The sequence below is a fragment of the Pandoraea sp. PE-S2T-3 genome (genome assembly GCF_002179965.1).
Classification (GTDB): domain Bacteria; phylum Pseudomonadota; class Gammaproteobacteria; order Burkholderiales; family Burkholderiaceae; genus Pandoraea.
Genome location: NZ_NGUQ01000015.1, coordinates 100777 through 126367, shown reverse-complemented (window position 1 = coordinate 126367; position 25591 = coordinate 100777). Strand labels below are relative to the sequence as shown.

Here is a 25591-nt window from a genome sequence, read left to right as displayed (position 1 = left end):
CGTCACATGAAGCTTCTAAAATTCCTTGACCTACGGAAGCTTGCGGGCTGCGGGGTGTGCTGCCATCGACGCGTGCGAAGCGCCGGACTCTCTTATAAGATAGCCATATTGCGGCTGCGCAGGCCCCTGTTAGCCCGCGTCAGTGTAGGAGTGGCCACACTGAATGTCAACTCTATCTTATGTCTTATATAAGACATAGGATTATTGCTGTTATTCGATGGACGAAGGTCTTGATTTGTGGTCAAATCCCCGCCATGAATGCGAACGTTCGCGACACATCCAACACCACGCCGCCTGTCGATGCCCAGCAGCGGCCGGACAGCGCGCGTGACGCCGCACCGGCTCCCCAAGCCCCATCGGGCATGGCTGCGGCAGGCGCGTCGCCGACGTTCAGCCCGCTGTACCAGCAGATCAAGGGGCTCATTACACAGAGCCTTCAAGCCGGCGAATGGAAGCCCGGCGAAATCATTCCGAGTGAAGTCGATCTGGCCGGCCGCTACAAGGTCAGTCAGGGCACGGTGCGCAAAGCCATCGATGAGCTTGCGGCCGAAAACCTGCTTGTGCGCCGTCAGGGGCGCGGCACGTTTGTCGCCACGCACCACGAAGACCGGGTGCAGTTCCGGTTTTTGCGCCTCGCGCCCGATTCGGGCGAACAACACCATCCGCCCAGCCGTCTGATCGAGTGCCGCCGTATGCGCGCACCGGCCGAAATCGCGCGTCAGCTCGACCTGCGCGCCGGCGACGGAGTGATTCTGATTCGCCGCATGATGGATTTCTCGGACCGTCCGACGGTGCTCGACGAAATCTGGCTGCCGGGCACGCTGTTTCGCGGCCTGACGGCGGAAAAACTCAATGAATACAAGGGGCCGATGTACGGTCTCTTCGAAGCCGAATTCGGCACGCGCATGATTCGCGCCGTGGAAAAAGTTCGCGCGGTGGCCGCGGACGACGCGACGGCGGATCTGCTGAAGGTGCCGAAGGGCTTCCCTCTGCTGAGTGTGGAGCGCGTCTCCTACACTTACGGGGACAAACCGGTGGAAGTGCGCCGGGGCTGGTATGTCACCACGGAACATCATTACCAGAACGAATTAAGTTGAGAGGGTAGGGCGGTCGAGGGTATCGGTTGGCGTCGTGGCCGGCAGATACCTGATGGCTGGAGGCATGAGGGGCGGCGTGTCGTGCGCCGTTGGCAGGAATTTCCGGATCATTGGGAACCGTGATGGTGCATCGCACTAGAAACGGCGCTAAAATCCGGGGCTGATGTAACTACATGGGGTCTAGCATGGCTGAAGTGGTAAAAAAAGAGCGGCCAGTCTACAGGAATATCGGTATCGGACAGATTGTCACGTACCGTCTCCCGCTGGCTGGTATCGTGTCTATCCTGCACCGTATTAGCGGTGTGATCTTGTTCCTTCTGTTGCCGTTCGCGCTGTATTTGTTCGAACAGAGCCTCACGTCGGAACTCAGCTTCGACGTTCTGCGAAGCATCGCCTCCAACTGGTTTGCCAAGCTCGTCATCCTTGCGCTGTCGTGGGGTTTCCTACAGCACTTCTGTGCTGGCGTGCGCCACCTGCGCATGGACTTCAATCACGACGCCGTGAGCAAGGAAGGCGGCAAGAACTCGGCAGTGGTCGTCGTGGTCGTGTCGCTCGTGCTGACGCTGGCCGTGGCCCTCAAGCTGTTCGGAGCGTTCTAAGATGGCACAGAACAATATTGGTTCCAAGCGCCTGGTCGTCGGCGCCCATTACGGGCTGCGCGACTGGATTGCGCAGCGCATGACCGCGGTCATCATGGCCGTGTACACCGTGATCCTGCTGGTGTGGTTCTTCACCGCCAAGGATTTCTCCTACGAAGGCTGGGCCGGCATTTTCGCGCATCAGTGGATGAAGCTGGCCACGTTGGTCACGCTGCTCGCGCTGTTCTATCACGCGTGGGTCGGTGTGCGCGACGTCTGGATGGACTACGTCAAGCCGGTCGGTTTGCGACTGGCGCTGTACGCGCTGACGATCGTCTGGCTGCTGGCTTGTGCCGGCTACGCCGCGCAGATTCTGTGGAGAGTGTAAAGAATGGCTGCAATTAAAAATTCGCTGCCGCGCCGCCGCTTTGACGTTGTCATCGTGGGCGCAGGTGGTTCGGGCATGCGTGCGTCGCTGCAACTGGCCAAGGCCGGTCTGTCGGTGGCCGTGCTGTCCAAGGTGTTCCCCACCCGTTCGCATACCGTTGCTGCCCAAGGCGGCATCGGCGCTTCGCTCGGCAACATGAGCGAAGACAACTGGCATTACCACTTCTACGACACCATCAAGGGCTCCGACTGGCTCGGCGACCAGGATGCGATCGAGTTCATGTGCCGTCAGGCACCGAACGCCGTGTACGAGCTCGAACACTTCGGCATGCCGTTCGACCGTAACGCGGATGGCACGATTTATCAGCGCCCGTTCGGCGGCCACACGGCCAACTACGGTGAGAAGCCGGTCCAGCGCGCTTGCGCGGCCGCCGACCGTACCGGTCACGCCCTGCTGCACACGCTGTATCAGCAAAACGTCGCCGCCAAGACCCACTTCTTCGTGGAGTGGATGGCGCTCGACCTGATCCGTAACTCCGAAGGCGATGTCCTCGGTGTGTCGGCGCTGGAACTCGAAACCGGCGAAGTCTACCTGCTCGAAGCCAAGTGCACGTTGTTCGCGACCGGCGGTGCCGGCCGTGTGTACGCTGCCTCGACGAACGCGTTCATCAACACCGGTGACGGTCTGGGCATGGCGGCACGTGCCGGCATTCCGCTCGAAGACATGGAATTCTGGCAATTCCACCCGACCGGCGTGGCCGGCGCGGGCGTGCTGATCACGGAAGGTGTGCGCGGCGAAGGCGGTATTCTGCGCAACTCGAACGGCGAGCGTTTCATGGAACGTTACGCCCCGACGCTGAAGGATCTGGCGCCGCGTGACTTCGTGTCGCGTTCGATGGACCAGGAAATCAAGGAAGGCCGCGGTTGCGGCCCGAACGGCGACTACGTGCTGCTCGACCTCTCGCACATCGGTGCCGAGACGATCATGAAGCGCCTGCCGTCGATTCGCGAAATCGCATTGAAGTTCGCCAACGTCGACGCGATCAAGGAACCGATTCCGGTCGTGCCGACCATCCACTATCAGATGGGTGGTATCCCGACGAACTATCACGGCCAGGTCGTGGTGCAGCAAGAAGGCGCCTCGGTGCCGGTCAACGGCTTCTACGCCGTGGGCGAGTGCTCGTGCGTGTCGGTCCACGGTGCGAACCGTCTGGGCACGAACTCGCTGCTCGACCTCGTGGTGTTCGGCCGTGCGGCCGGTAACCACATTGTCGACTTCGTGAAGAATCACGGCGACCACAAGCCGCTGCCTGCCGACGCCGGCGAGAACGCCCTGGCACGTCTGGGCCGCCTCGAAGGGTCGAGCTCGGGCGAGTATGCCCAGGACGTCGCCAACGATGTCCGCGCCACGATGCAGAAGCATGCAGGCGTGTTCCGTACCGCCGACCTGCTCAAGGAAGGCGTGGGCGAGATTCTGCAAGTGGCCGAGCGCGTGTCGCACGTCCACCTGAAGGACAAGTCGAAGGTGTTCAACACGGCGCGTATGGAAGCGCTGGAAGTCGACAACCTGATCGAAGTGGCCAAGGCCACCATGATCGCAGCCGAAGCCCGCAAGGAAAGCCGTGGCGCACACGCGCACAGCGATTATCCGGAGCGCGACGACGCCAACTGGATGCGCCACTCGCTGTTCTTCAGCGAAGGTAATCGTCTGGATTACAAGCCGGTGCAACTCAAGCCGCTGACCGTCGACTCGGTTCCGCCCAAGGCGCGGACGTTCTAAGGGATTCGCAAGATCATGAAACGTATTTTTGAAGTCTACCGTTACGATCCGGACAAGGACGCCGCACCGTACATGCAGACCTACGAGGTCGAACTCGACGGTCATGAGCGCATGCTGCTGGACGCCCTGGTCAAGCTCAAGAAGATCGATGAAGGCATCGCCTTCCGCCGCTCGTGCCGTGAAGGCGTGTGCGGTTCGGACGCGATGAACATCAACGGCAAGAATGGTCTGGCCTGCCTGACCAACATGAAGGATCTGCCGAACAAGATCGTGCTGAAGCCGCTGCCGGGCCTGCCCGTCATTCGCGACCTGATCGTCGACATGACGCACTTCTTCAACCAGTACCACTCGATCAAGCCGTACCTGATCAACCCCGAGCCGGCACCGGAGAAGGAGCGCCTTCAGTCGCCCGAACAGCGTGATGAGCTGGATGGTCTGTACGAGTGTATTCTTTGCGCATCGTGCTCGACGTCGTGCCCGAGCTTCTGGTGGAACCCGGACAAGTTCGTCGGCCCGGCTGGCCTGCTGCAAGCCTATCGCTTCATCGCGGACAGCCGCGATACGGCGACGAGCGAGCGTCTGGACAACCTGGAAGATCCGTACCGACTGTTCCGCTGCCACACCATCATGAACTGCGTGGACGTGTGCCCGAAGGGTCTGAACCCGACGAAGGCCATCGGCAAGATCAAGGAGTTGATGGTGCGTCGCGCCGTCTAATCACAGATCATGCCGGACACTACTCACCAGTCTGATCCGGTCAAGCGTGCCCGCCTGCGTTGGCGGGCACGTCGCGGCTTGCTGGAAAACGACCTCATCCTAGAGCGGTTCTTCGCCAAGTACGAAGCCTCGATGACCGATGAGGACGTCGGCGCCCTGACTAGGCTGCTCGATTTGAGCGACAACGATTTGATGGATCTGCTGCTAGCGCGTAAAGAGCCCGAGGCGGATCTGGACGGGCCGGACGTGCAGCGCCTGCTGGCGCTTTTGCGTGCCGTGTAGGGGTTTAAGTATTTTTTTGAGGAAGCGATATGACTCCGTCTGATGTTAAAGCCACCCTATCTTTCTCTGATGAATCGCCCAGCGTAGAGCTGCCGATTTACAAGGGTACGATGGGTCCGGATGTGATCGACATCCGCAAGCTGTACGGCCAGACCGGCAAATTCACGTATGACCCGGGCTTCATGTCGACGGCGTCGTGCAATTCCGCCATCACTTACATCGATGGCGACAAGGGCGAGCTGCTGTACCGCGGCTACCCGATCGAACAGTTGGCCACCAACTGCGACTTCCTCGAGACCTCGTACCTGCTGCTGAAGGGCGAACTGCCGAACGCGCAGCAAAAGGCCGAGTTTGTCGACACCGTGACCCGTCACACGATGGTTCACGAGCAGATGAATTTCTTCTTCCGTGGCTTCCGTCGCGACGCGCACCCGATGGCTGTGCTGACCGGCTCGGTCGGCGCCCTGTCGGCGTTCTACCACGACTCGCTGGACATCAATAACCCGAATCACCGTGAAGTCTCGGCGATTCGTCTGATCGCCAAGCTGCCGACGCTGGTCGCCATGGCGTACAAGTACAGCATCGGTCAGCCGTTCGTGTACCCGAGCAACGACCTGTCGTACAGCGCGAACTTCATGCGCATGATGTTCGCCAACCCGTGCGAAGAGTACAAGGTCAACGACGTGCTGGTGCGCGCCCTCGACCGTATCCTGATCCTGCACGCCGATCACGAACAGAACGCTTCGACCTCGACCGTGCGTCTGGCCGGTTCGTCGGGCGCCAACCCGTTCGCCTGTATCGCTGCCGGTATCGCCTGTCTGTGGGGCCCGGCACACGGTGGTGCGAACGAAGCCGCGCTGAACATGCTCGAGCAGATCGGTTCGTCGGACAAGATTCCTGAGTTCATCAAGCAAGTGAAGGACAAGAACTCGGGCGTGAAGCTGATGGGCTTCGGTCACCGCGTTTACAAGAACTACGATCCGCGTGCCAAGCTGATGCGCGAAACGTGCTACGAAGTGCTCAACGAACTGGGCCTGCACGACGATCCGCTGTTCAAGCTGGCCATGCAGCTCGAGAAGATCGCGCTGGAAGACGAATACTTCGTGTCGCGCAAGCTGTACCCGAACGTCGACTTCTACTCGGGCATCGTTCAACGCGCACTGGGTATCCCGACGTCGATGTTCACCTGCATCTTCGCGCTGGCCCGTACCGTGGGCTGGATCGCGCAGTGGAACGAGATGATCGGCGAGCCGGATCAGAAGATCGGCCGTCCGCGTCAGCTGTTCATCGGCCACACGCCGCGCGAAGTCGCAGCCATCGACAAGCGCTAAGCGCGTCGAGGCTTCCGGCACGGCCCCCGCTTGCCGTGCCGGCACCGTAACCTTGCTGAAACGGCAAGGCGGTGCGGCCCGCAACGAGCCCTCGTTGCGCTATATTCGAATCCACGGCACACGCTGCCGTGATTCGCACAAATCCCCGGTTGATCGTGCGTTTACCGCCCGGTTTCCCGGGGATTTTGTATTCCGCCGGCGCGAAAGCGCTATGGCATAATCAAAAGTTCCCAGAACGAAATCTGTTCCCAGAACAATATTTAGCCCCGCGTTTTTATCATGGCCCAGACGCTGTATGACAAATTGTGGGATGCACATGTCGTGCATACCGAGGACGATGGCACTACGGTGCTCTACATCGACCGTCACCTGCTGCACGAGGTGACCAGTCCGCAGGCGTTCGAGGGGCTAAAACTCGCGCAGCGTCCGGTCTGGCGTCTGTCCGCGAACCTCGCGGTGTCGGACCACAACGTGCCGACCACCGACCGCACGCAAGGCATTGCCGACCCAATTTCGCGTCTGCAAGTCGACACGCTCGACACCAACTGCGACAGCTTCGGCATTACCCAATTCAAGATGAACGATCTCCGTCAGGGGATCGTGCACGTGATCGGCCCTGAGCAGGGCGCCACGCTGCCCGGCATGACGGTCGTGTGCGGTGACTCGCATACGTCGACGCACGGCGCGTTCGGCGCGCTGGCCTTCGGCATCGGCACGTCGGAAGTCGAGCACACGCTCGCCACGCAGACGCTGCTCATGAAGAAGAGCAAGAACATGCTCGTGAAGGTCGAAGGCACGCTGCCGCGCGGCTGCTCGGCCAAGGACATCGTGCTGGCCGTCATCGGCAAGATCGGTACCGCAGGCGGCACCGGCTACACGATCGAATTCGCCGGTTCGGCCATTCGCTCGCTGACGATGGAAGGCCGCATGACCGTGTGCAACATGGCGATCGAAGCGGGCGCGCGCGCCGGTCTGGTCGCCGTGGACGACACCACGATCAACTACGTGAAGGGCCGTCCGTTCTCGCCGAGCGGCGTGGAATTCCAGCAGGCCGAAGCCTACTGGCGCACGTTCCACACCGACGCGGGCGCGAAGTTCGACCACGTCGTAGAGATCAACGCCGCCGACCTGCGCCCGCAAGTGAGCTGGGGCACGTCGCCGGAAATGGTGGTCAGCATCGACGACCGCGTGCCGGACCCCGAGAAGGAAAAGGACCCGGTCAAGCGCAGTGCCATGGAGCGCGCGCTCGAGTACATGGCGCTCACGCCGGACACGCCGATGTCGAGCATCACCGTCGACAAGGTGTTCATCGGTTCGTGCACCAACTCGCGCATCGAAGACATTCGCGCAGCCGCGTACGTGGTCAAGAAGCTGGGCCGCCGTGTGGCCTCGAACGTGCGTCTGGCGATGGTCGTGCCGGGCTCGGGGCTAGTGAAGCACCAGGCCGAGCAGGAAGGGCTGGATCAGGTCTTCAAGGCCGCCGGCTTCGAATGGCGCGAGCCGGGTTGCTCGATGTGTCTGGCGATGAACGCCGACCGTCTGGAGCCGGGTGAGCGTTGTGCCTCGACCTCGAACCGCAACTTCGAAGGCCGTCAGGGCGCAGGTGGCCGTACGCACCTCGTGAGCCCGGCCATGGCGGCGGCAGCTGCCATCGAAGGTCATTTCGTCGACGTGCGCCGCTTGGTCTGAGCGCCAGGCATCGATTTATCCGTCGTTTGACAATTTCTTTTAAAGAGACAAAACCATGAAGAAACTGTGGATGCTGATCGGTGCGGTGCTGCTACTGGGCGTGACGGGCTGCAATACGATGGCCGGCCTCGGCAAAGATACGCAGGCTGCCGGCTCGGCGCTCGAAAACGCGGCGAAGAAGTGATGCGACGGCGGGTGTCGTGACGATTCCGGTCTCACCGGACTCACGATATGCGCCTTTGAGAATCCCGGCTGGGGTGGCCTGCGCCAAAGGGCGAAGGATCACACCGCAGCCGAACTGTTTTGATCAGGTGGTTTGTGATGGAAAAATTTACCGTCCATACGGGGTTGGTGGCACCGCTCGATCGTGAGAACGTCGACACCGACGCGATCATCCCCAAGCAATTCCTGAAGTCGATCAAGCGCACGGGTTTCGGCCCGAACCTGTTCGACGAATGGCGTTATCTCGACGTGGGTCAGCCCGGTCAGGATTGCAGCACGCGTCCGCTCAACCCGAATTTCGTGCTGAACCAGCCGCGTTTCCAGAATGCGACGGTGCTGCTCGCCCGCAAGAATTTCGGTTGCGGCAGCTCGCGTGAGCACGCGCCTTGGGCCTTGCAGCAATACGGGTTTCGCGCCGTGATTGCGCCGAGCTTCGCCGACATCTTCTTCAACAACTGCTATAAGAACGGGCTGCTGCCGATCGCGCTGTCCGAGTTGCAGGTCGACCACCTGTTCAACGAGACGGCTGCGTTCCCGGGCTATCAGTTGACCATCGACCTCGACAAGCAGGCCGTGATCGCCGCTGACGGCCGCGCGTATGAGTTCGACATCGCGCCGTTCCGCAAGTACTGCCTGCTGAACGGTTTCGACGATATCGGTCTGACGCTGCGTCACGCCGACAAGATTCGCGCATATGAAGCGGAGCGGCTTGCCAAGCAGCCGTGGCTCTCGACGCGTTTGCCGGGCTGAGCCCCGCGTACCCCATAGGAGAAACGCATGAAAATCGCAGTGTTGCCGGGTGACGGCATTGGTCCGGAAATCGTGAAGGAAGCCGTCAATGTGCTCAATGCGCTTGGCGAGACGTTCGAACTGGAAGAAGCGCCCGTCGGCGGCGCCGGTTACGAGGCATCGGGACACCCGCTGCCCGACGCCACGCTCAAGCTGGCCAAAGAAGCGGATGCCATCCTGTTTGGCGCCGTGGGCGACTGGAAGTATGATTCGTTGGAGCGCGCGCTGCGCCCCGAACAGGCGATTCTGGGCCTGCGCAAGCATTTGCAGCTGTTCGCCAACTTCCGTCCGGCCATTCTGTACAAGGAACTGGCCGACGCATCGAGCCTGAAGCCGGAAATCGTGGCAGGCCTCGATATCCTGATCATCCGCGAGCTGAATGGCGACATCTACTTCGGTCAGCCGAAGGGCTTCCGTCAATCGCCGGATGGCGCTTTCGAAGGTGCGCGCGAAGGTTTTGATACCATGCGCTATAGCGTGCCCGAAGTGGAGCGTATCGCCCACGTGGCGTTTCAGGCAGCGGCCAAACGCGACAAGCGTCTGTGCTCGGTCGACAAGGCCAACGTGCTCGAGACGTCGCAGCTGTGGCGCGACACGATGATCGAGGTCGCCAAGCAGTATCCGGACGTCGAGTTGTCGCACATGTACGTCGACAACGCCGCGATGCAACTGGTCAAAGCGCCGAAGAACTTCGACGTGGTGGTGACGGGTAACATGTTCGGCGATATCCTGTCGGACGAAGCCGCAATGCTCACGGGTTCGATCGGCATGCTGCCGTCGGCGTCGCTGGACGCCAACAACAAGGGGTTGTACGAGCCGTCGCACGGTTCGGCACCCGACATCGCCGGCAAGGGCGTGGCCAATCCGTTGGCAACGATTCTGTCGGCGGCCATGATGCTGCGTTACACGCTGGGTCGCGCCGAACAGGCCGATCGCGTGGAGAGCGCAGTGAAGAAGGTGCTGGCGCAGGGGTTGCGCACGCCCGATATCTGGCAGGAAGGCGCGACCAAGGTCGGTACGCGCGAAATGGGCGCGGCGGTGGTTGCCGCGCTGTAACGTTGACGGGGCGTCGGGAGACGCCCCTCAGCGCAATTGCAACGATAAGAGAGTGGACAAATGAAAACCGTAGGTCTGGTAGGTTGGCGGGGCATGGTCGGTTCGGTGCTGATGCAGCGCATGCAGCAGGAGAACGACTTCGCCTTGATCGAGCCGGTGTTTTTCAGCACCAGCAACGCGGGCGGCAAAGCCCCGTCGATGGCGAAGAATGAGACTTCGCTGAAAGACGCCAATGATGTCAACGAGCTGAAAAAATGCGACATCATCATTACCTGCCAGGGCGGTGACTACACAACAGAGATTTTCCCGAAGCTGCGCGCAGCGGGCTGGAACGGCTACTGGATCGACGCGGCCTCGACGCTGCGCATGAAGGACGATGCCATCATCGTGCTCGATCCGGTCAATCTCGATGTGATCAAGAATGCGCTGACCAAGGGCACCAAGAACTTCGTCGGCGGCAACTGTACGGTCAGCTGCATGCTGATGGGCCTGGGTGGTCTGTTCCAGCACGGTCTGGTCGACTGGCTGACGTCGATGACGTATCAGGCTGCCTCGGGCGGCGGTGCGCAACACATGCGCGAGCTGCTCACGCAATTCGGCACGATCAACGCCGAAGTCAAGGCGCTGCTCGACGACCCGCACTCGGCGATTCTCGAAATCGACCGCAAGGTGCTGGCCAAGCAGCACGCACTGACGGCTGACGAGACCAAGCAATTCGGCGTGCCGCTGGGCGGCAACCTGATTCCGTGGATCGACAAGGATCTGGGCAACGGCCAGTCGAAGGAAGAATGGAAGGGCGGTGCCGAGACCAACAAGATTCTGGGTCTGGGCGACGGTTTCCCGGGCACGCGCGCCATTCCGGTGGACGGTCTGTGCGTGCGTATCGGTGCAATGCGTTGCCATAGTCAGGCACTGACCATCAAGCTTACGAAGGATGTGCCGTTAGATGAACTGACCGACATCATCGGTCAGGCGAACGACTGGGTGAAGGTCGTACCGAACACGCGCGAGGCGTCGATGAAGGATTTGACGCCTGCTGCCGTGACCGGCACGATGTCGATTCCGGTGGGCCGCCTGCGCAAGATGTCGATGGGTCCGGAGTATCTGTCGGCGTTCACGGTGGGCGATCAGCTCCTGTGGGGTGCGGCAGAACCGCTGCGTCGTATGCTGCGGATCCTGCTGGACGCTTGAGCGTTACAGTGCATCGGTAAGGCGTGAAGAACGGCGGCCCGCGTGGCCGCCGTCCGCGCTTTGGGAGGCGCCCCCTGCAACTCGCGGGGCGGCCAGTGAGAACAATCGACTGACAGGCTTGACAAGACACAGTGCGGAAATACTCGATCGGCAAGCGCGCAAACTCGTCCCGGAACTCGTCCCGCAACTCGTTTCGACTGACTGCGGCGGCGGCCGTCTTGTGGAGCCTCGGGCTTCTCAATGCCGGTGCGGCCGAGTTCGGCCCGCAACAAGTGCGCTCCGCTGCCGGGCAACCGCTGCGTGCGGTGATCGTGCTGGGCAATGTGTCGCAGGCCGAGGCCGATGGGCTGTCCGTCAAGCTCGCCGGGCGCGACGCGTTCCGGCAAGCCGGACTGCGCTACGACCCGACGCTCGAGAAGATTTCCGTCTCTGTCGAGCCGACGGGCGGGCGCGAGCCGGGCTATAGCGGCACGTATCTCGTGCACGTCGATTCGGCCGAGCCGATCAGCACGTCGTTCCTCGATTTGTTGCTCGTGCTGGAGTGGCGCACCGGACGACAGTCCAATGCCGTGACGCTCTCGGCCATTCCCGAAGCCAGTGCTGCGCAACCGCAGGCCGTTGTGCCGGCGGCTGCGGCGGCCAGTGCCTCGCCGAATGCCGCAGCAAGTGCGCCGGCGCAGGGCGCTGCGTCAGGTCAGTCAGGCCAATCGAACCCATCGACCCCATCGAACCAACCCGCTCGTCCGGGCAATGCAGCCAACGCCAGACCGGCGGCGGCTGCCTCGAACGCTTCGGCCGACGGTGCGCGCACGGTAGAGCGGGGTGACTCGCTGTCGTCCATTGCCCGCGAATTCACGGGCGGCGAGGGCGGTACGACGCTCGCGCAGATGATGACGGCGCTGTTCGAATCGAATCGCTCGGCGTTCATTGGCAACGACCCGAATCGTTTGCGTCAGGGGGCGACGCTCGCGCGCCCGTCCGATGCACAGGTGCAGGAAGTCCCGCCCACGCAGGCACGCAAGTTCGTGTCGGCGGCGCGGGAACAGTTTGATGCGTATCGCGCGCGGCTGGCCGAATCGACGGCACAGCAGGCAGCACCGGCCAATGGCCGCAGTGCTCAGGGTGCGATTGAAGCGGGCAAGGCGCCGGAAGCCGCCGCCCCCGCCGCGCGTGATGAATTGAAGCTGTCGCGACCCGGTAAGGGGCGCGGAGCCGGCAAGACCGGCAACGGCGAGGAAGAACAAATCGCTCAGGGCAAGGCGCAGACCGAGGCTCAGGGCAGGGTGAATGAGTTGCAGAAGAACGTAGCAGATCTCCAGAAGTTGTTGGCGATGAAGAATCAAGCGGTCGCCAACCTGGAGGAGCAGGCCGCCACCGCTTCCGGGGCGGCTGCACAAGACAAGCAAGCGAATACCGTCAAGGGTAAGGACGCCGCCAACGCGACAGCCAAGGACGCGAAGCCCGCGGCGAATGCTGCTAACGCAGCCAATGCGGCTAATGCGGCCAATGCCACGGCGACCGCGGCGAATGACGCGAACGCGTCGGGCGCGGCGGCGGAGGGTGCCTCGGCCGCGACTGCGGCAGCCAGCGCTTCGGATGCCGCAGCGCAAGCCGTGGTGGCGAGCGAAGCGGCAGCGTCCGCGACGCAGGCGGCCAGTGCGGCGGTTGCCGATACGAAGCCTGCGCCGAATGCTTCGATGAACTGGCGTGCCGTGCGCGACAACCCGTACGTGCTGCCGGGCGCAGGCGTTCTGGTGGTGCTGATGGGCCTTTGGTGGCTGATGCGCCGCCGTCGCGCCGAGCCGCCGGTGGGGCAGGACGGTCCGTACGACGATGGCCGTGATGGCAGCGATGGCCGCGCGCCGCATGACGGCCCGCATGGCGCTGAGCCGCAGCTGTCGCAAGGCGGTTCGACGGTGGCAGGCGTTGTGACGGGCGCAGCGGTGGCCACAGGCGCCGCCGGCGCTGCTGCCATGTACGCCGCCCATCAGGCCGAAGCCGACGAGCATTTGCATCCGAGCGCCGACGACACTTGGGCGGAGCCCGCCGAGCCGACTGAAGGCGATGGCGTTGCCGCGCTGGAAGCCGAGCATCCCGATGCGACGGTTGCTGGCGCAGCGCTGCCGGGCGAATGGGACGCCGAACAGGAACACCTGACGGACGAGCTGGCCGATCAGGCACACGAAACGCACGAGACACACGAGACGCACGAAGCGCACGAAGCGTCGTTCGATGCCGCAGAGACGCTCGCCGACACCCCTGAGGCCTTCGTTACGCCGCCGGAAGCGCCGGCGCATGACGTTGCCGAGGAACCCGTCGCGGAGGGCGTCAGCGAGCCGGAAATCAACTGGGACGACGCTTTCGCCGAACAGGCGGGCGAGGTGCCGGTAGCACAGACGCCGCACGACGATCCGGCCGCCGCAAGTCTGTCGGCGCTGGAGGCTCTCGGTGCTGCTGCCGCCGTCGGTGGTGTTGCCGCAGCCTCGGCACACGTGGCCGAGCCGGTGGTCGAGCCGCAGCACGAAGCGCCGGTTGCCGAACCTGTCGCAGAAGCCGAGCCGCAAAACGGTGTGGCAGGCATGCTGGGCGATCTCGATCTCGGCTTGCCGGGTCAGCCGGCGCACGTCGGCACGATTGCCAGCGGCGCATTGCCGTCGCTCTCAAGCGGTATCGGTTCCGTGCAGTTCACGATGGCACCGCAGGCGGGTGAAGCCCATATTCACGCGCCGTCCGGCGATCAAGGCGATTTCGATGCCGACGACGGAGAACTGAGCGACGCCGATTTCGACGCGGCGCTCAAGGCCGCCGCCGAATCGCCGCGCAGCTATACCGACAGTGCGCACGAAGCCCCGTCGCTCAAGCCGATGTCGTTCGACCTGTCGGACTTCAGTCTGGACTTGAAGGGTGACGACGCGTCCGCAACAACTATCGCGCCTGCCTTCGTGAGCGCGCCGACGTTGCCGGAAGCCACGGGCGATGAAGCGCTGGTCGAGCACGACACCTTCGCACAAGCGGCCCCGTCGACGGGGTATGCGCCCCACGCGACGCCGTCGGCTCAGACTTGGGCACACGCGGCTGCGGAAGACGTGACGGAAGCGGCAGCCCCGTCGCAGTCACCGGAGGCACCGGCCTTTGCGTCGCCTGCGGAGCCGGCGGCACCCGCTCAGGCCCCCGCTGCGCCCGCACCCGCGCCCGCAGCGCCCAGCCCCATCGCGCCGCAACTGGCCGATCTGGCAGTGCCTGACGAGTTCCACACCAAGCTCGAACTGGCGGCGGCCTACCAGACGATTGGCGACGATGACGGTGCGCGCGAGTTGCTCGAAGAAGTCATCGCCGGTGGCGACGAGGCGCAACAGTCGGTCGCTCGCAGCCGTCTGGCGGAACTCGGAAAGTGACGAAAACGGCGTGAAATTCGACGTCGGGTGCGAGGCGGAGGCATTGCCGAACACCCTGATCGTCCGCAGGAACATAGCGATATAGCGACACAGTGACGCCGGCAGCGATCGGCGAACACACCACAGGTTGACCGTAGTTTCGGGCGCTCGTAGGTTGGGCGCCCGTTTTTCTTTTACCGCAGGCGTGCCGTTGGGCGCGCATCAGATATGCGAATCGCACTGGGCATCCACTACGACGGCACGGCGTTTTCCGGCTGGCAATCGCAGCCGCATGGCAACACCGTGCAGCAGGCGCTCGAATCCGCATTGCGGGAGTTCGGCGGCGTCTCCCTGCCGACGACCGTGGCCGGGCGTACGGATACGGGCGTGCACGGCATCGGGCAGGTGGTGCATTTCGACACCGAACTCGACCGGGCGATGTTCTCGTGGGTGCGCGGCGTGAACGCGTTTCTGCCGAAGACCGTCGCCGTCCAATGGGCGCAGGCGATGCCGGATGACTTTCACGCGCGCTTCATTGCGTTCGAGCGCACGTACTTTTACGTGCTCTACGTGCATCCGGTGCGCTCGCCGCTGCTCGAAGGCCGTTGCGGCTGGCTGCACACGCCGCTGGATCTCGACGCCATGCGCACCGCCGGTCAGGCGCTGGTCGGCGAACACGACTTCTCGGCGTTCCGCTCGTCCGAATGTCAGGCCAAGACGCCGGTGAAGCATCTGTACGCCATCGACATCGAACAGCAGGGCAACTTCTTCGTGTTCCGCTTTCGCGCGAGCGCGTTCCTGCATCACATGGTGCGCAACATCATGGGGTGTCTGGTAGCGATCGGCCGGGGCCGTCAGTCGGTCGACTGGATGGCTGCCGTGCTGGAGAGCCGCGACCGCCGTCAGGCCGCGCCGACCTTCATGCCCGATGGCTTGTATCTCGCACGCGTGGGGTATCCTGAGCGCTTCGCAGTGCCCGAGCCCAACTGGGCGGCGTGGCCGTTCCCGATGCCTTGGGCACAAGACGGAACCCCTTCATGACATCTCGCACCCGAATCAAGATTTGCGGCCTCTCGCAGCCGGCGGACGTCGACCACGCGGTCGCCCTCGGCGTCGATGCGATCGGCCTCGTGTTTTACCCGCCCAGCCCGCGTTACGTCGATCTCGCACGCGCCGCCGAACTGGCCCGCCGGGTACCGCCGTATGTCAGCGTGGTGGGGTTGTTCGTCAATGCCACGGCAGACGACATCGCGCGTACCGTCGAGGCGGTGCCGCTGACCACGTTGCAGTTCCACGGCGATGAATCGCCCGAAGTCTGCGCGGCGTTGGCCGCCGCCGCAGGGCACCGTCCGTACATGCGTGCCATGCGTATTGGCCCGGAGACGAAAGACAGTAGCGATTTGCTACAATTCGCAAACGCATACGCCGCCGCGCAAGGTATTTTGCTGGATGCCCTGGTTGAGGGCTACGGGGGCGGGGGAAAGGTTTTCGATTGGTCACTTATTCCAAAAGACATCGCGCGTCGGGCCGTTTTGAGTGGTGGCTTGAACGCACACAACGTTGCTGAGGCAATCCGCCAGGTGACGCCGTACGCCGTCGACGTGTCGAGCGGTGTTGAGGCGTCACGGGGCGTGAAAGATCCCGCCCGAATGACGGCGTTCGTGCGCGCAGTACGCGCTGCCGACGCCGAATAGCAACCTGCCGGGGCGCCCGCAAGGGGCTGCACACCCGGTTACTGCGAAGAGTGACGACCATGTACGATTTGCCCGATGCCCGTGGCCACTTTGGCCAATATGGCGGTGTTTTTGTTGCCGAGACGCTGATTCACGCGCTCGACGAGCTGCGTGAGGCTTACGCCAAGTACCAGCACGATCCCGCCTTTCTCGAAGAATTCAATTACGAACTGAAGCACTACGTCGGCCGTCCGTCGCCGATTTATCACGCCAAGCGCTGGAGCAGCGAGCTGGGCGGTGCACAGGTCTATCTGAAGCGCGAAGACCTGAACCACACCGGCGCGCATAAGGTGAACAACGTGATCGGGCAGGCGCTGCTCGCCCGTCGCATGGGCAAGCGCCGCGTCATTGCCGAGACCGGTGCCGGTCAGCACGGCGTGGCGACCGCAACCATCGCGGCGCGTTTCGGCATGGAATGCGTCGTCTACATGGGCGCGGAAGACGTCAAGCGTCAGGCGGCCAACGTCTATCGCATGCAGTTGCTCGGTGCGACCGTCGTGCCCGTCGAATCAGGCTCGAAGACGCTCAAAGATGCCCTCAACGAAGCCATGCGCGACTGGGTGACGAACGTCGAAAGCACGTTCTACATCATCGGCACCGTGGCCGGCCCGCACCCGTACCCGATGCTCGTGCGCGACTTCCAGCGCGTGATCGGCGACGAGTGCAAGGTGCAGATGCCCGAGCTCGCCGGCCGTCAGCCGGACTATGTGCTCGCCTGCGTGGGCGGTGGCTCCAACGCCATGGGCATCTTCTACCCGTATATCGATCTGCCCGACGTCAAGCTCGTGGGCGTGGAAGCGGCGGGCGACGGTATCGAGACCGGCCGTCACGCGGCGTCGATCATCGGTGGCACGCCGGGCGTGTTGCACGGCAACCGCACGTATCTGCTGCAAGACGCCAATGGCCAGATCACCGAGACGCATTCGATCTCGGCCGGTCTCGACTATCCGGGTGTCGGCCCCGAACACGCGTGGCTGCACGACATCCATCGCGCCGAGTACGTGGGCATCACCGATACCGAAGCCCTCAAGGCATTCCATGACTGCTGCCGGATCGAGGGCATCATTCCCGCACTGGAGTCGAGCCACGCGCTGGCTTACGCGTGCAAGCTTGCGCCCACACTGAGCCGCGACCAGATCGTTCTGGTCAACCTCTCGGGACGGGGCGACAAGGACATGCACACCGTGATGGCGATGGCCAAACCGGCCAGCGACGCCTGAGCGGCGCCGCGAGACTCCACCGATCCGACAGGTAACCAGAATCCGCATGACCGACCGCAACGCGCCGCCGCAAGAGACCATCGCTCAGGGCGAGGCACAAAATGACGTCCTCGGGACTGTGCGTCCCGCTCGTCCTGTTGATGCCACCGAAGCCGCGGCTGCGCGTCTTGAAGCCATGGAGGCGGCCGGCGAGCTTCGTGCGCGCTGGGCGCCGGGCGACATTGCGCTACGTCATGCCGACTTCCTGCAACACGTGCATGAACTGCCCGACGGGTCCGTCGACCTGATTCTTGCCGACCCGCCGTACGGGCTCGGCAAGGATTACGGCAACGACTCCGACAAGCGTTCGGGCGAGGATTTCCTCGGCTGGACCTACGGCTGGCTCGAAGCGGCGATTCCGAAACTCGCGCCGCGCGGCTCGCTGTATCTGTTCTGCACGTGGCAATACGCCCCCGAGCTGTTCGTGTTCCTCAAGCAGCGCATGCTGATGATCAACGAGATCATCTGGGATCGCCGCGTACCGAGCATGGGCGGCAGCACGCGACGCTTTTCGTCGGTGCACGACAACATCGGCTTCTTCGCGATTTCGAAGGACTATTACTTCGATCTCGATGCCGTGCGCGTGCCTTACGACGCCGCGACGAAGAAAGCGCGCTCGCGTCGTATCTTCGAGGGCAGCAAGTGGCTGGAACTCGGTTACAACCCCAAGGATCTGTGGTCCATCTCGCGATTGCACCGGCAAGACCCCGAACGCGTCGATCATCCGACGCAGAAACCGCTGCATATCATCGAGCGCATGGTGCTCTCGAGTTGCCCGCCCGGCGGCCTCGTGCTTGACCCGTTCATGGGCAGTGGCACGACTGCCGTGGCCTGCGCGCTGCACGGCCGGCGTTTCGTCGGCTTCGAGCTGAACGCGCACTACCACGCGCTCGCCAACCAACGACTTCAGAGACTTTCCGATCATGTCCCGCATTCAAGCGACGTTCCAAGCCTTGCAAGCGCAGGGTAAGAAGGGCCTCATTCCGTTCATTACCGCCGGTGACCCCGAGCCGGGCTGGACGGTCAAATTGATGCATGCACTGGCCGATAACGGCGCCGACGTCATCGAACTCGGCGTGCCGTTTTCCGACCCGATGGCCGATGGCCCGGTGATTCAGCGCGCCTCCGAGCGTGCGCTGGCACGCGGCGTGAGCCTCGCCGAGGTGCTCGGCTACGTGGCCGCATTCCGCCAGACCAACGACCGCACCCCGATCGTGCTGATGGGCTACGCCAACCCGATCGAGGCGATGGGGCTCGACGCCTTTGCCGAACGGGCAGCGGCGGCCGGGGTGGACGGCGTGCTGGTGGTCGACTATCCGCCGGAAGAAGCTGAGGAATACGCCGGCGCCATGCGCGCCCGCGGTATCGATCCGATCTTCCTTCTGGCGCCGACGTCGACCGACGCGCGCATTGCCGCCGTGGCCAAGCAGGCGAGCGGCTATCTGTACTACGTCTCGCTCAAGGGTGTGACCGGTGCGGCGAGCCTCGATCTGGACAGCGTGGCCGCGAAAATCCCTCAGATCAAGGCGGTGGCACCGCTGCCGGTGGGCGTGGGCTTCGGCATTCGCGATGCCGAAACGGCCCGTGCCATCTCGGGGGTGGCCGATGCCGTGGTGATCGGCAGTGCCATCGTGCAACGGCTTGAAAACACGCCGCGTGATCTGGAAGGCCAGAACGCGGTAAAATCGCTGGCTGAATTCATCGGCGAAATCCGTCAGGCGCTCGACGAGGGCCTGCCAGCGCGGTAACACGCGCGGCCGGGTGGGGTATCATCCCGCCGATGAAACGCTGAATTGAAACGGCCGTCAGGCCGCTGAGACGCCTGTCCCCGACCGGGGGCGGGCGTTTGCCAAGGAGAAACTATGAGCTGGCTCGATAAGCTGCTGCCCCCGAAGATCAAGCAAACCGATCCGACGCAGCGCAACAAGAGCATCCCGGAAGGGCTGTGGATCAAGTGCCCGTCGTGCGAAGCCGTGCTGTATCGCAACGACGTGGAAGCCAATCTGCATGTCTGCCCGAAGTGCGATCATCACATGCGTATCGGTGCGCGCGCCCGTCTGGACGCGCTGCTCGATCCGGAAGGCCGCTACGAGCTGGGTCAGGAAATCGTGCCGGTCGACGCACTCAAGTTCAAGGACAGCCGCAAGTACCCGGACCGCATCAAGGAAGCCATGGACGACACGGGTGAAACCGACGCCATGGTTGTGATGGGCGGGGCGATTCACACGCTGCCGGTGGTAGTGGCGTGCTTCGAGTTCGCGTTCATGGCCGGTTCGATGGGCTCGGTGGTCGGCGAGCGCTTCGTGCGCGGTGCGCAGAATGCGCTGGAGCAGGGCGTGCCGTTCATCTGCGTGACCGCTTCGGGCGGTGCGCGCATGCAGGAAAGCCTGCTTTCGCTGATGCAGATGGCCAAGACCACGGCCATGCTGACCAAACTGGCCGATGCCAAGCTGCCGTTCATCTCGGTGCTGACCGACCCGACGATGGGTGGCGTGTCGGCAAGCTTCGCCTTCCTGGGTGACGTGGTGATGGCCGAGCCGAAGGCGCTGATCGGGTTTGCCGGTCCGCGCGTGATCGAACAGACCGTGCGTGAGAAGCTGCCGGAAGGCTTCCAGCGTTCTGAGTTTCTGCTGCAAAAGGGCGCGATCGACATGATCGTCGACCGCCGCAAGATGCGCGAAGAAATCGCACGTCTGATCGCACTGATGCAGTGCCAGCCGGCTGACGCGGTGGCCTGATGCGTGGTGTGCCGCACCGCTGCACTACGTGAAGCGTTGCGGCGAAACACTGCGGCATGGCGCTGCAACGTTCGGTATGCCGCCCCCAAGGCGCGCCCATCGGCGTAAAATGGCGCCACGCCACGCAGTGCCACGTACGTGTCACCCACTGCCATTGCATTACTTAGCAGGATCTCAAGCGCGGACGTTCGTCCGCGCTTTGCTTTTCTGCCCGCACATTCATGCCGACATACTCCACTCTCGACGCCTGGCTCGCCCATCTTGAAACCGCTCACCCTGTGGGCATCGACATGGGACTTACGCGCATCGGGCGCGTGAAAGAGGCCCTCGGCCTGCATTTCCCCTGTCCGGTCTTCACCGTCGGCGGTACCAACGGCAAAGGCTCGACCTGCGCGATTATCGAGGCGATTCTGCTCTCGGCCGGTTATCGCGTCGGCTGCCACACCTCGCCGCACCTGCTCACGTTCAACGAGCGCGCCCGCATCAATGGCGAGATCGTCGACGATGCGACGTTGCTGCCGCATTTCGAGGCCGTCGAGCGTGCCCGCACGAGCTTTGACGAACCCGTCTCGCTCACCTATTTCGAATTCACCACGCTGGCGATCATGCAGATGTTCGCCACTGCGGGCCTCGACGCGGTGATTCTCGAAGTCGGACTGGGCGGCCGTCTCGATGCCGTGAACATCATCGACGCCGATTGCGCGGTCATCACCAGCATCGACATCGATCACGCCGAGTATCTGGGCAACACGCGCGAAGCGATCGCCATCGAGAAGGCCGGCATCTTCCGCGCCGGCAAGCCGGCGGTCTGCGGCGACCCGATGCCGCCCGCCACGCTGGCTGCCGAAGCCGAGCGCATCGGTGCCGACTTCTGGCAATTTGGGCGCGACTTCAACTATCAGGGCGACAAGCAGCAGTGGAGCTACGCAGGGCGCAACATGCGACGCCCGGCACTGGCGTACCCGGCACTGCGGGGCGCCAACCAGTTGCTGAACGCGTCTGCTGCACTGGCGGCGCTGGAATCGATGCGGGCCGAGTTGCCGGTGTCGGCACAGGACATCCGTCTGGGGCTGGCCTCCGTCGAATTGCCGGGGCGTTTTCAGGTGTTGCCGGGGCGTCCGGCCGTGGTGCTCGACGTGGCACACAACCCGCACGCGGCCGCTGCGCTGGGACACAACATCGACGGCATGGGGTTCTTTCCGTATACCTACGCGGTGTTCGGGGCCATGGCCGACAAGGATATTGAAGGCGTACTGCGGCACATGGTCGACAAGGTCGATCACTGGCGCCTGTGCGGTTTGCCGACCCCGCGCGCGGCGAGTCCGGAAGTGCTTGAAGAGAAGCTTCGTGCCGTCGGGTTTGTCGAAGACGCCGATCATTCGGTCGAAACCTTCGAATCCCCTGAGAAAGCCTATGCCGCCGCGCTCGAGCAGTGCGGGGAGAATGATAGAATTGTGGTTTTTGGATCGTTCTTTACGGTGGCGGGTGTGATGTCGCACCGCAAATTGCAGCGCCACTAACGCCTGATGGTGTAATCGCAGTGACATGCAGTGACATTTTCTTACGAGAAATGTCATGCGCAGTATGCACCGGATGCGCGATGATCAATCCAACGACGCAAGTTTCGACCTGAGCCAAGGGCCTATGGGATTGTTTTCCTTCCGCAAGAAAGACGCCGAAGCCGTTTCCCCGAAGCGCGGTAGCCGCAAGAGCGGCCGCACCGGCAGCCGTACGGCGGGAGGGGGCGAATACAGCGAGCACGAACAACTCGACCCGCTGCTGCCCGAGAAGCAACGCGCGCGCCGCCGTCTGGTAGGCGCGCTTGCGCTGGTGCTCGCGGCCGTCATCATCTTGCCGATGGTGCTGGCCCCCGAACCCAAGCCGGCGGCCGACGACATCGCCATCCAGATTCCCGGTAAAGATGCCAATTCGCCGCCCGTGCGCGTGAAGCCGCAAGCGGCGGCACCGTCGACCGATGCGTCGCTCGACAAGGGTGAAGAAGCCGTCGACGGCAACTCGCTCGCGAATAGCAACAGCAGCGGCAGCAACACCAACAAGCCGGCATCGTCCCAGTCGCAAGCCGCGGCGGTGCCACCGGCACCGACAGGTGTGCCGCCGTCGTCGCCGAGTACATCGGTCGCCCCTGCCGTGCCCCTCACGCCGGTCACGCCGCCGGTGGCGCAGGCCAAGCCGGAATCGAAGCCGGACAGCAAGCCTGAGGTGAAGAAGCCCGAGCAGCACGCCGAAGCGAAGCCTGCGGCCAAGCCCAGCGAATCGCACGACACGCCCAAGGCAGCCAACAAACCTGATCTGAACGCTGCCGACCCGATCGCCCAGTTCGCGCAGAACAACAACGCCAAGCCGGCGGCCAATCACGACAACGCACAAGCCAAAGCGGCGGCACCTGCCGGTAATGGCAAGTATCTGGTGCGCATCGGCGCCTTCTCGACGCAGGACCGCGCGCAGGCGTGGCTCGTCAAGCTCAAGCTCGTGAACGTGCCGAGCTACATGGTGAAGGGCAACGTCGACGGCCGCGAGCTCTACCTGCTGCGTGCCGGTCCGTTCCCTGACCGCAACAGCGCCGAAGCCGCCAGCAAGAAGATCCGTGATGCCGGTTTGACGGCCATGGTCGCCGAGGCGGGCTGAGTTGGGTAATTTTGCGCAGGGCGGTCTGCTGACCGTAGTGGATTACGCGGCGATCGCGATTTTGCTCGGCTCGATGGTGCTGGGCATGTTGCGCGGTCTGGTACGCGAGCTGTTCAATCTGGTGGGCTGGGTGGTGGCCTTCTTCGTGGCGCGCGCTTTCGGCCCGACCGTGGCGCACTGGCTGCCAGCCGACCTGCCCGGCGGCGAGATGACGCAGGGTGCGCTCGGTTTCCTGCTGGTGTTGGTGGCCGTCGTCTTCGGGGCCGGCATCGTGAGCGCGCTGGTGGGGCGCATGACCGACATGATCGGGCTGCGTCCGGCCGATCGCGGTTTAGGCATGTTGTTCGGTATCGTGCGCGGCATGTTGCTCTTGATGTTGTTGCTGGTCGCCGCCAGATTGACAGCATTGCCTCAGCAACCGGCGTGGCAGCACTCGATGGTGCGCCCGTGGGTCGAAGCCGGGCTGGAGCGCCTGATGCCGTATCTGCCCGAGCCGGTCCAGCATTACCTTCACAAGCCCGAAGAGGCCGTGCCGAGCGTGAACTCGCTGGGGACGCCGATCCCCTTGCCACAATTGGAACGTAGTTTGGAACCGAGTCGCCGGATGCAGGAAATGCTCGGCGGGCAGGGCGGCTTGAAGAGCCGTGGCGAGATGGTCGGGATTCGCGACAACCTCAGCGGCGGTGCCGCAGGGGCGGGGCAGGCGAACGGTGCCGGCGGGGTTGCGAACGCCGGAACGAACGCGGGCCTCGGCGGCGGTAGCGCTGGGAGCGCCTCCGGCCAAGCGCCGGGCGCCGGTTTGGCGAGCCCCGGTGCGAGCGATGGCGTACAGCAGGGATGGGGCATGCGCAGCGGCGGATCGGCCGCGCCGTCCGCCGGCCTGCACAAGGTTTCCGAATGACGGATAATACGGTCCGTTCGTTTGACACAGATTTCGAAGTTTTTTGAAGGATTCATGCCATGTGTGGCATCGTCGGTGTAGTCTCCAAGTCCCCTGTCAATCAGTTCATTTACGATAGCCTGCTGCTCTTGCAGCATCGCGGCCAGGACGCCGCCGGCATTGCGACGACGGATGGCCAGTCGTTCTATATGCACAAGGGCAACGGCATGGTGCGCGACGTGTTCCGCACGCGCAACATGCGTGACCTGCCGGGTCAGGTGGGTATCGGTCAGGTGCGCTACCCGACGGCTGGCTCGTCGAGCGCCGCGCAAGCGCAGCCGTTCTACGTGAATGCCCCGTACGGCATCGTGCTCGCGCACAACGGCAATCTGACGAACTGGGAACAGCTCAAAGACGAGATGTTCCGCATCGACCGCCGTCACATCAACACGACCTCCGACTCCGAAGTGCTGCTCAACGTGCTCGCGCACGAGTTGCAGCAAAGCTCGCTCGAAGGCCTGAGCGTGCCGTCGCTGTTCGAAGCCGTGCGCGGTGTGCATCGCCGCCTGCGTGGCTCGTACGCGATTGTCTCGATCATCTCCGGTTTCGGTCTGCTCGCGTTCCGCGATCCGAACGGTATCCGTCCGCTGTGCATCGGCCGCTTCGAAGGCCCGAACGGCACGGAGTGGATGGTGGCGTCGGAATCGGTGGCGCTCGAAGGCATGGGCTTCGCGTTCGAGCGCGACGTCAAGCCGGGCGAAGCGATCTTCATCAGCAACGACGGCGAACTGACTTCGCAGCAATGCGCGGAAGCCACGTCGCTGCATCCCTGCATTTTCGAACTCGTGTATCTGGCCCGTCCTGACTCGGTGCTCGATGGCGTGGCGGTGTACGACGCACGTCTGCGCATGGGTGACTATCTCGCCGAGAAGATTCGCCGCGAGATCGATTACAAGGACATCGACGTCGTGATGCCGATTCCGGACTCCAGCCGTCCGGCAGCCATGCAGGTTGCCAAGCGTCTGGGCCTGAATTATCGCGAAGGCTTCTTCAAGAACCGCTACGTCGGCCGTACCTTCATCATGCCCGGCCAGGCGATGCGCAAGAAGTCGGTGCGCCAGAAGCTCAACGCCATGCGCGTCGAGTTCAAGGACAAGAACGTGCTGATCGTCGACGACTCGATCGTGCGCGGTACGACCAGCCAGGAAATCGTGCAGATGGCGCGCGACGCCGGTGCCCGCAAGGTGATCTTCGCGTCGGCGGCGCCGCCCGTGAAGTTCCCGAACGTGTACGGCATCGACATGCCGACGCGCAGCGAACTGGTGGCCCACGATCGCAGCGACGAAGAAGTGGCGCGCATCATCGGTGCCGACGAACTGATTTATCAGGACGTCGAAGACATGAAGGCTGCTGTGCGCGACATCAACCCGGCGCTGACCGACTTTGATGCCTCGTGCTTCGACGGCAACTACATCACGGGCGACATCACCGTCGAATACCTGAACCGTCTGGAACAGCAACGCAAGGCGCCTAAGGCGTCGGTCGAGCGCGATGCCGGTGATAATGGCGATGGCGGCGAGGGTGACGAAAACGAGCCCCGCGGGGCTCAGCTCGGCCTGTAAGGCCAATGGCTGAGCGCGCCGCTCAGACAGGCTGGCCAGCGCGCTACGGCGCCAGAGGCCGGCCAGCAGCGCAAGGAGGGATTTTCCTTCCGTGCCTGCAACGTGCTACACTGCTTTTCACGTCGATTTGATTTCAGCTTGCGGACGTGGGGGAACATCCCCGAAACAGCTAAAGCGAGGCCTAGACAGATGGATTTCGAGCCCGTTTTGCTGACAAGCG

The 25591-nt window shown here is 63.3% G+C and carries 23 protein-coding genes; all 23 read left to right on the top strand.

The window, feature by feature from the left end; all coding sequences use genetic code 11:
- Window positions 1-362: 362 nt before the first annotated feature.
- Entirely contained in the window at window positions 363-1097 is a 735-nt protein-coding gene (locus CDV46_RS12805) for a GntR family transcriptional regulator (RefSeq protein ID WP_371328765.1), read from the top strand.
- 185 nt (window positions 1098-1282) lie between these two features.
- Window positions 1283-1696, top strand: a complete 414-nt coding sequence (sdhC, locus tag CDV46_RS12800) for a succinate dehydrogenase, cytochrome b556 subunit (RefSeq protein WP_058379330.1) — start codon at window positions 1283-1285, stop codon at window positions 1694-1696.
- A gap of 1 nt (window position 1697) precedes the next feature.
- Window positions 1698-2063: a succinate dehydrogenase, hydrophobic membrane anchor protein gene (gene sdhD, locus CDV46_RS12795; protein WP_058379329.1), complete on the top strand. Its 366-nt coding sequence runs from the start codon at window positions 1698-1700 to the stop codon at window positions 2061-2063.
- A gap of 3 nt (window positions 2064-2066) precedes the next feature.
- Window positions 2067-3842, top strand: a complete 1776-nt coding sequence (gene sdhA, locus CDV46_RS12790) for a succinate dehydrogenase flavoprotein subunit (protein WP_087688164.1) — start codon at window positions 2067-2069, stop codon at window positions 3840-3842.
- A gap of 12 nt (window positions 3843-3854) precedes the next feature.
- Window positions 3855-4559: a succinate dehydrogenase iron-sulfur subunit gene (locus CDV46_RS12785; protein ID WP_064675097.1), complete on the top strand. Its 705-nt coding sequence runs from the start codon at window positions 3855-3857 to the stop codon at window positions 4557-4559.
- A 9-nt stretch (window positions 4560-4568) separates the two neighbouring features.
- The gene (locus tag CDV46_RS12780; RefSeq protein ID WP_058379326.1) at window positions 4569-4841 is read left to right on the top strand and encodes an FAD assembly factor SdhE; all 273 of its coding nucleotides are present in this window, start codon (window positions 4569-4571) and stop codon (window positions 4839-4841) included.
- A gap of 29 nt (window positions 4842-4870) precedes the next feature.
- Window positions 4871-6172, top strand: coding sequence for a citrate synthase (gltA, locus tag CDV46_RS12775; RefSeq protein WP_058379325.1), 1302 nt, complete (start codon window positions 4871-4873; stop codon window positions 6170-6172).
- Between the two features lie 279 nt (window positions 6173-6451).
- A complete protein-coding gene (leuC, locus tag CDV46_RS12770; RefSeq protein WP_087722871.1) occupies window positions 6452-7861 on the top strand; it encodes a 3-isopropylmalate dehydratase large subunit in 1410 nt (469 codons plus the stop codon).
- A gap of 55 nt (window positions 7862-7916) precedes the next feature.
- Window positions 7917-8045, top strand: coding sequence for an entericidin A/B family lipoprotein (locus CDV46_RS12765; protein ID WP_058379323.1), 129 nt, complete (start codon window positions 7917-7919; stop codon window positions 8043-8045).
- A gap of 137 nt (window positions 8046-8182) precedes the next feature.
- Entirely contained in the window at window positions 8183-8833 is a 651-nt protein-coding gene (leuD, locus tag CDV46_RS12760; protein WP_087688162.1) for a 3-isopropylmalate dehydratase small subunit, read from the top strand.
- Window positions 8834-8860: 27 nt separating this feature from the next.
- Window positions 8861-9928 (top strand): 3-isopropylmalate dehydrogenase, encoded by a 1068-nt coding sequence (gene leuB / locus CDV46_RS12755; RefSeq protein WP_087688161.1) that lies wholly within the window; start codon window positions 8861-8863, stop codon window positions 9926-9928.
- A gap of 60 nt (window positions 9929-9988) precedes the next feature.
- Window positions 9989-11119: an aspartate-semialdehyde dehydrogenase gene (gene asd / locus CDV46_RS12750; RefSeq protein ID WP_084656274.1), complete on the top strand. Its 1131-nt coding sequence runs from the start codon at window positions 9989-9991 to the stop codon at window positions 11117-11119.
- 218 nt (window positions 11120-11337) lie between these two features.
- Window positions 11338-14514 carry a FimV/HubP family polar landmark protein gene (locus CDV46_RS12745; RefSeq protein WP_176399071.1) on the top strand — a complete coding sequence of 1059 codons (3177 nt, stop codon included), beginning with the start codon at window positions 11338-11340 and terminating at the stop codon, window positions 14512-14514.
- A gap of 207 nt (window positions 14515-14721) precedes the next feature.
- Entirely contained in the window at window positions 14722-15534 is an 813-nt protein-coding gene (gene truA / locus CDV46_RS12740) for a tRNA pseudouridine(38-40) synthase TruA (RefSeq protein ID WP_087722867.1), read from the top strand.
- A complete protein-coding gene (locus CDV46_RS12735; RefSeq protein WP_087722866.1) occupies window positions 15531-16187 on the top strand; it encodes a phosphoribosylanthranilate isomerase in 657 nt (218 codons plus the stop codon). Before truA ends, CDV46_RS12735 begins: the two co-directional genes overlap by 4 nt.
- Window positions 16188-16246: 59 nt before the next feature.
- A complete protein-coding gene (gene trpB, locus CDV46_RS12730) occupies window positions 16247-17446 on the top strand; it encodes a tryptophan synthase subunit beta (RefSeq protein WP_058379316.1) in 1200 nt (399 codons plus the stop codon).
- A 175-nt stretch (window positions 17447-17621) separates the two neighbouring features.
- Window positions 17622-18455 carry a DNA-methyltransferase gene (locus CDV46_RS12725; RefSeq protein ID WP_087688726.1) on the top strand — a complete coding sequence of 278 codons (834 nt, stop codon included), beginning with the start codon at window positions 17622-17624 and terminating at the stop codon, window positions 18453-18455.
- Window positions 18409-19233, top strand: coding sequence for a tryptophan synthase subunit alpha (gene trpA / locus CDV46_RS12720; RefSeq protein WP_087688157.1), 825 nt, complete (start codon window positions 18409-18411; stop codon window positions 19231-19233). Before CDV46_RS12725 ends, trpA begins: the two co-directional genes overlap by 47 nt.
- Window positions 19234-19347: 114 nt before the next feature.
- Complete coding sequence (gene accD, locus CDV46_RS12715) at window positions 19348-20223, top strand: acetyl-CoA carboxylase, carboxyltransferase subunit beta (RefSeq protein ID WP_058379314.1); 876 nt, start codon at window positions 19348-19350, stop codon at window positions 20221-20223.
- A gap of 221 nt (window positions 20224-20444) precedes the next feature.
- Entirely contained in the window at window positions 20445-21743 is a 1299-nt protein-coding gene (gene folC / locus CDV46_RS12710) for a bifunctional tetrahydrofolate synthase/dihydrofolate synthase (RefSeq protein ID WP_087688156.1), read from the top strand.
- Window positions 21744-21867: 124 nt separating this feature from the next.
- Complete coding sequence (locus CDV46_RS12705; protein ID WP_087723272.1) at window positions 21868-22869, top strand: SPOR domain-containing protein; 1002 nt, start codon at window positions 21868-21870, stop codon at window positions 22867-22869.
- 1 nt (window position 22870) lies between these two features.
- Window positions 22871-23770 (top strand): CvpA family protein, encoded by a 900-nt coding sequence (locus CDV46_RS27280; RefSeq protein ID WP_254916039.1) that lies wholly within the window; start codon window positions 22871-22873, stop codon window positions 23768-23770.
- Between the two features lie 59 nt (window positions 23771-23829).
- Window positions 23830-25371, top strand: a complete 1542-nt coding sequence (purF, locus tag CDV46_RS12695) for an amidophosphoribosyltransferase (RefSeq protein WP_087722864.1) — start codon at window positions 23830-23832, stop codon at window positions 25369-25371.
- The last annotated feature ends 220 nt before the right edge of the window (window positions 25372-25591 follow it).

What these genes read in the sequence shown, in the direction of transcription:
- CDV46_RS12805 (WP_371328765.1), top strand. Translation starts at nt 363, where the DNA reads ATGGCTGCGGCAGGCGCGTCGCCGACGTTCAGCCCGCTGTACCAGCAG.
- sdhC (WP_058379330.1), top strand. Translation starts at nt 1,283, where the DNA reads ATGGCTGAAGTGGTAAAAAAAGAGCGGCCAGTCTACAGGAATATCGGT.
- sdhD (WP_058379329.1), top strand. Translation starts at nt 1,698, where the DNA reads ATGGCACAGAACAATATTGGTTCCAAGCGCCTGGTCGTCGGCGCCCAT.
- sdhA (WP_087688164.1), top strand. Translation starts at nt 2,067, where the DNA reads ATGGCTGCAATTAAAAATTCGCTGCCGCGCCGCCGCTTTGACGTTGTC.
- CDV46_RS12780 (WP_058379326.1), top strand. Translation starts at nt 4,569, where the DNA reads ATGCCGGACACTACTCACCAGTCTGATCCGGTCAAGCGTGCCCGCCTG.
- gltA (WP_058379325.1), top strand. Translation starts at nt 4,871, where the DNA reads ATGACTCCGTCTGATGTTAAAGCCACCCTATCTTTCTCTGATGAATCG.
- leuC (WP_087722871.1), top strand. Translation starts at nt 6,452, where the DNA reads ATGGCCCAGACGCTGTATGACAAATTGTGGGATGCACATGTCGTGCAT.
- CDV46_RS12765 (WP_058379323.1), top strand. Translation starts at nt 7,917, where the DNA reads ATGAAGAAACTGTGGATGCTGATCGGTGCGGTGCTGCTACTGGGCGTG.
- leuD (WP_087688162.1), top strand. Translation starts at nt 8,183, where the DNA reads ATGGAAAAATTTACCGTCCATACGGGGTTGGTGGCACCGCTCGATCGT.
- leuB (WP_087688161.1), top strand. Translation starts at nt 8,861, where the DNA reads ATGAAAATCGCAGTGTTGCCGGGTGACGGCATTGGTCCGGAAATCGTG.
- asd (WP_084656274.1), top strand. Translation starts at nt 9,989, where the DNA reads ATGAAAACCGTAGGTCTGGTAGGTTGGCGGGGCATGGTCGGTTCGGTG.
- truA (WP_087722867.1), top strand. Translation starts at nt 14,722, where the DNA reads ATGCGAATCGCACTGGGCATCCACTACGACGGCACGGCGTTTTCCGGC.
- CDV46_RS12735 (WP_087722866.1), top strand. Translation starts at nt 15,531, where the DNA reads ATGACATCTCGCACCCGAATCAAGATTTGCGGCCTCTCGCAGCCGGCG.
- trpB (WP_058379316.1), top strand. Translation starts at nt 16,247, where the DNA reads ATGTACGATTTGCCCGATGCCCGTGGCCACTTTGGCCAATATGGCGGT.
- CDV46_RS12725 (WP_087688726.1), top strand. Translation starts at nt 17,622, where the DNA reads ATGGAGGCGGCCGGCGAGCTTCGTGCGCGCTGGGCGCCGGGCGACATT.
- trpA (WP_087688157.1), top strand. Translation starts at nt 18,409, where the DNA reads ATGTCCCGCATTCAAGCGACGTTCCAAGCCTTGCAAGCGCAGGGTAAG.
- accD (WP_058379314.1), top strand. Translation starts at nt 19,348, where the DNA reads ATGAGCTGGCTCGATAAGCTGCTGCCCCCGAAGATCAAGCAAACCGAT.
- folC (WP_087688156.1), top strand. Translation starts at nt 20,445, where the DNA reads ATGCCGACATACTCCACTCTCGACGCCTGGCTCGCCCATCTTGAAACC.
- CDV46_RS12705 (WP_087723272.1), top strand. Translation starts at nt 21,868, where the DNA reads ATGGGATTGTTTTCCTTCCGCAAGAAAGACGCCGAAGCCGTTTCCCCG.
- purF (WP_087722864.1), top strand. Translation starts at nt 23,830, where the DNA reads ATGTGTGGCATCGTCGGTGTAGTCTCCAAGTCCCCTGTCAATCAGTTC.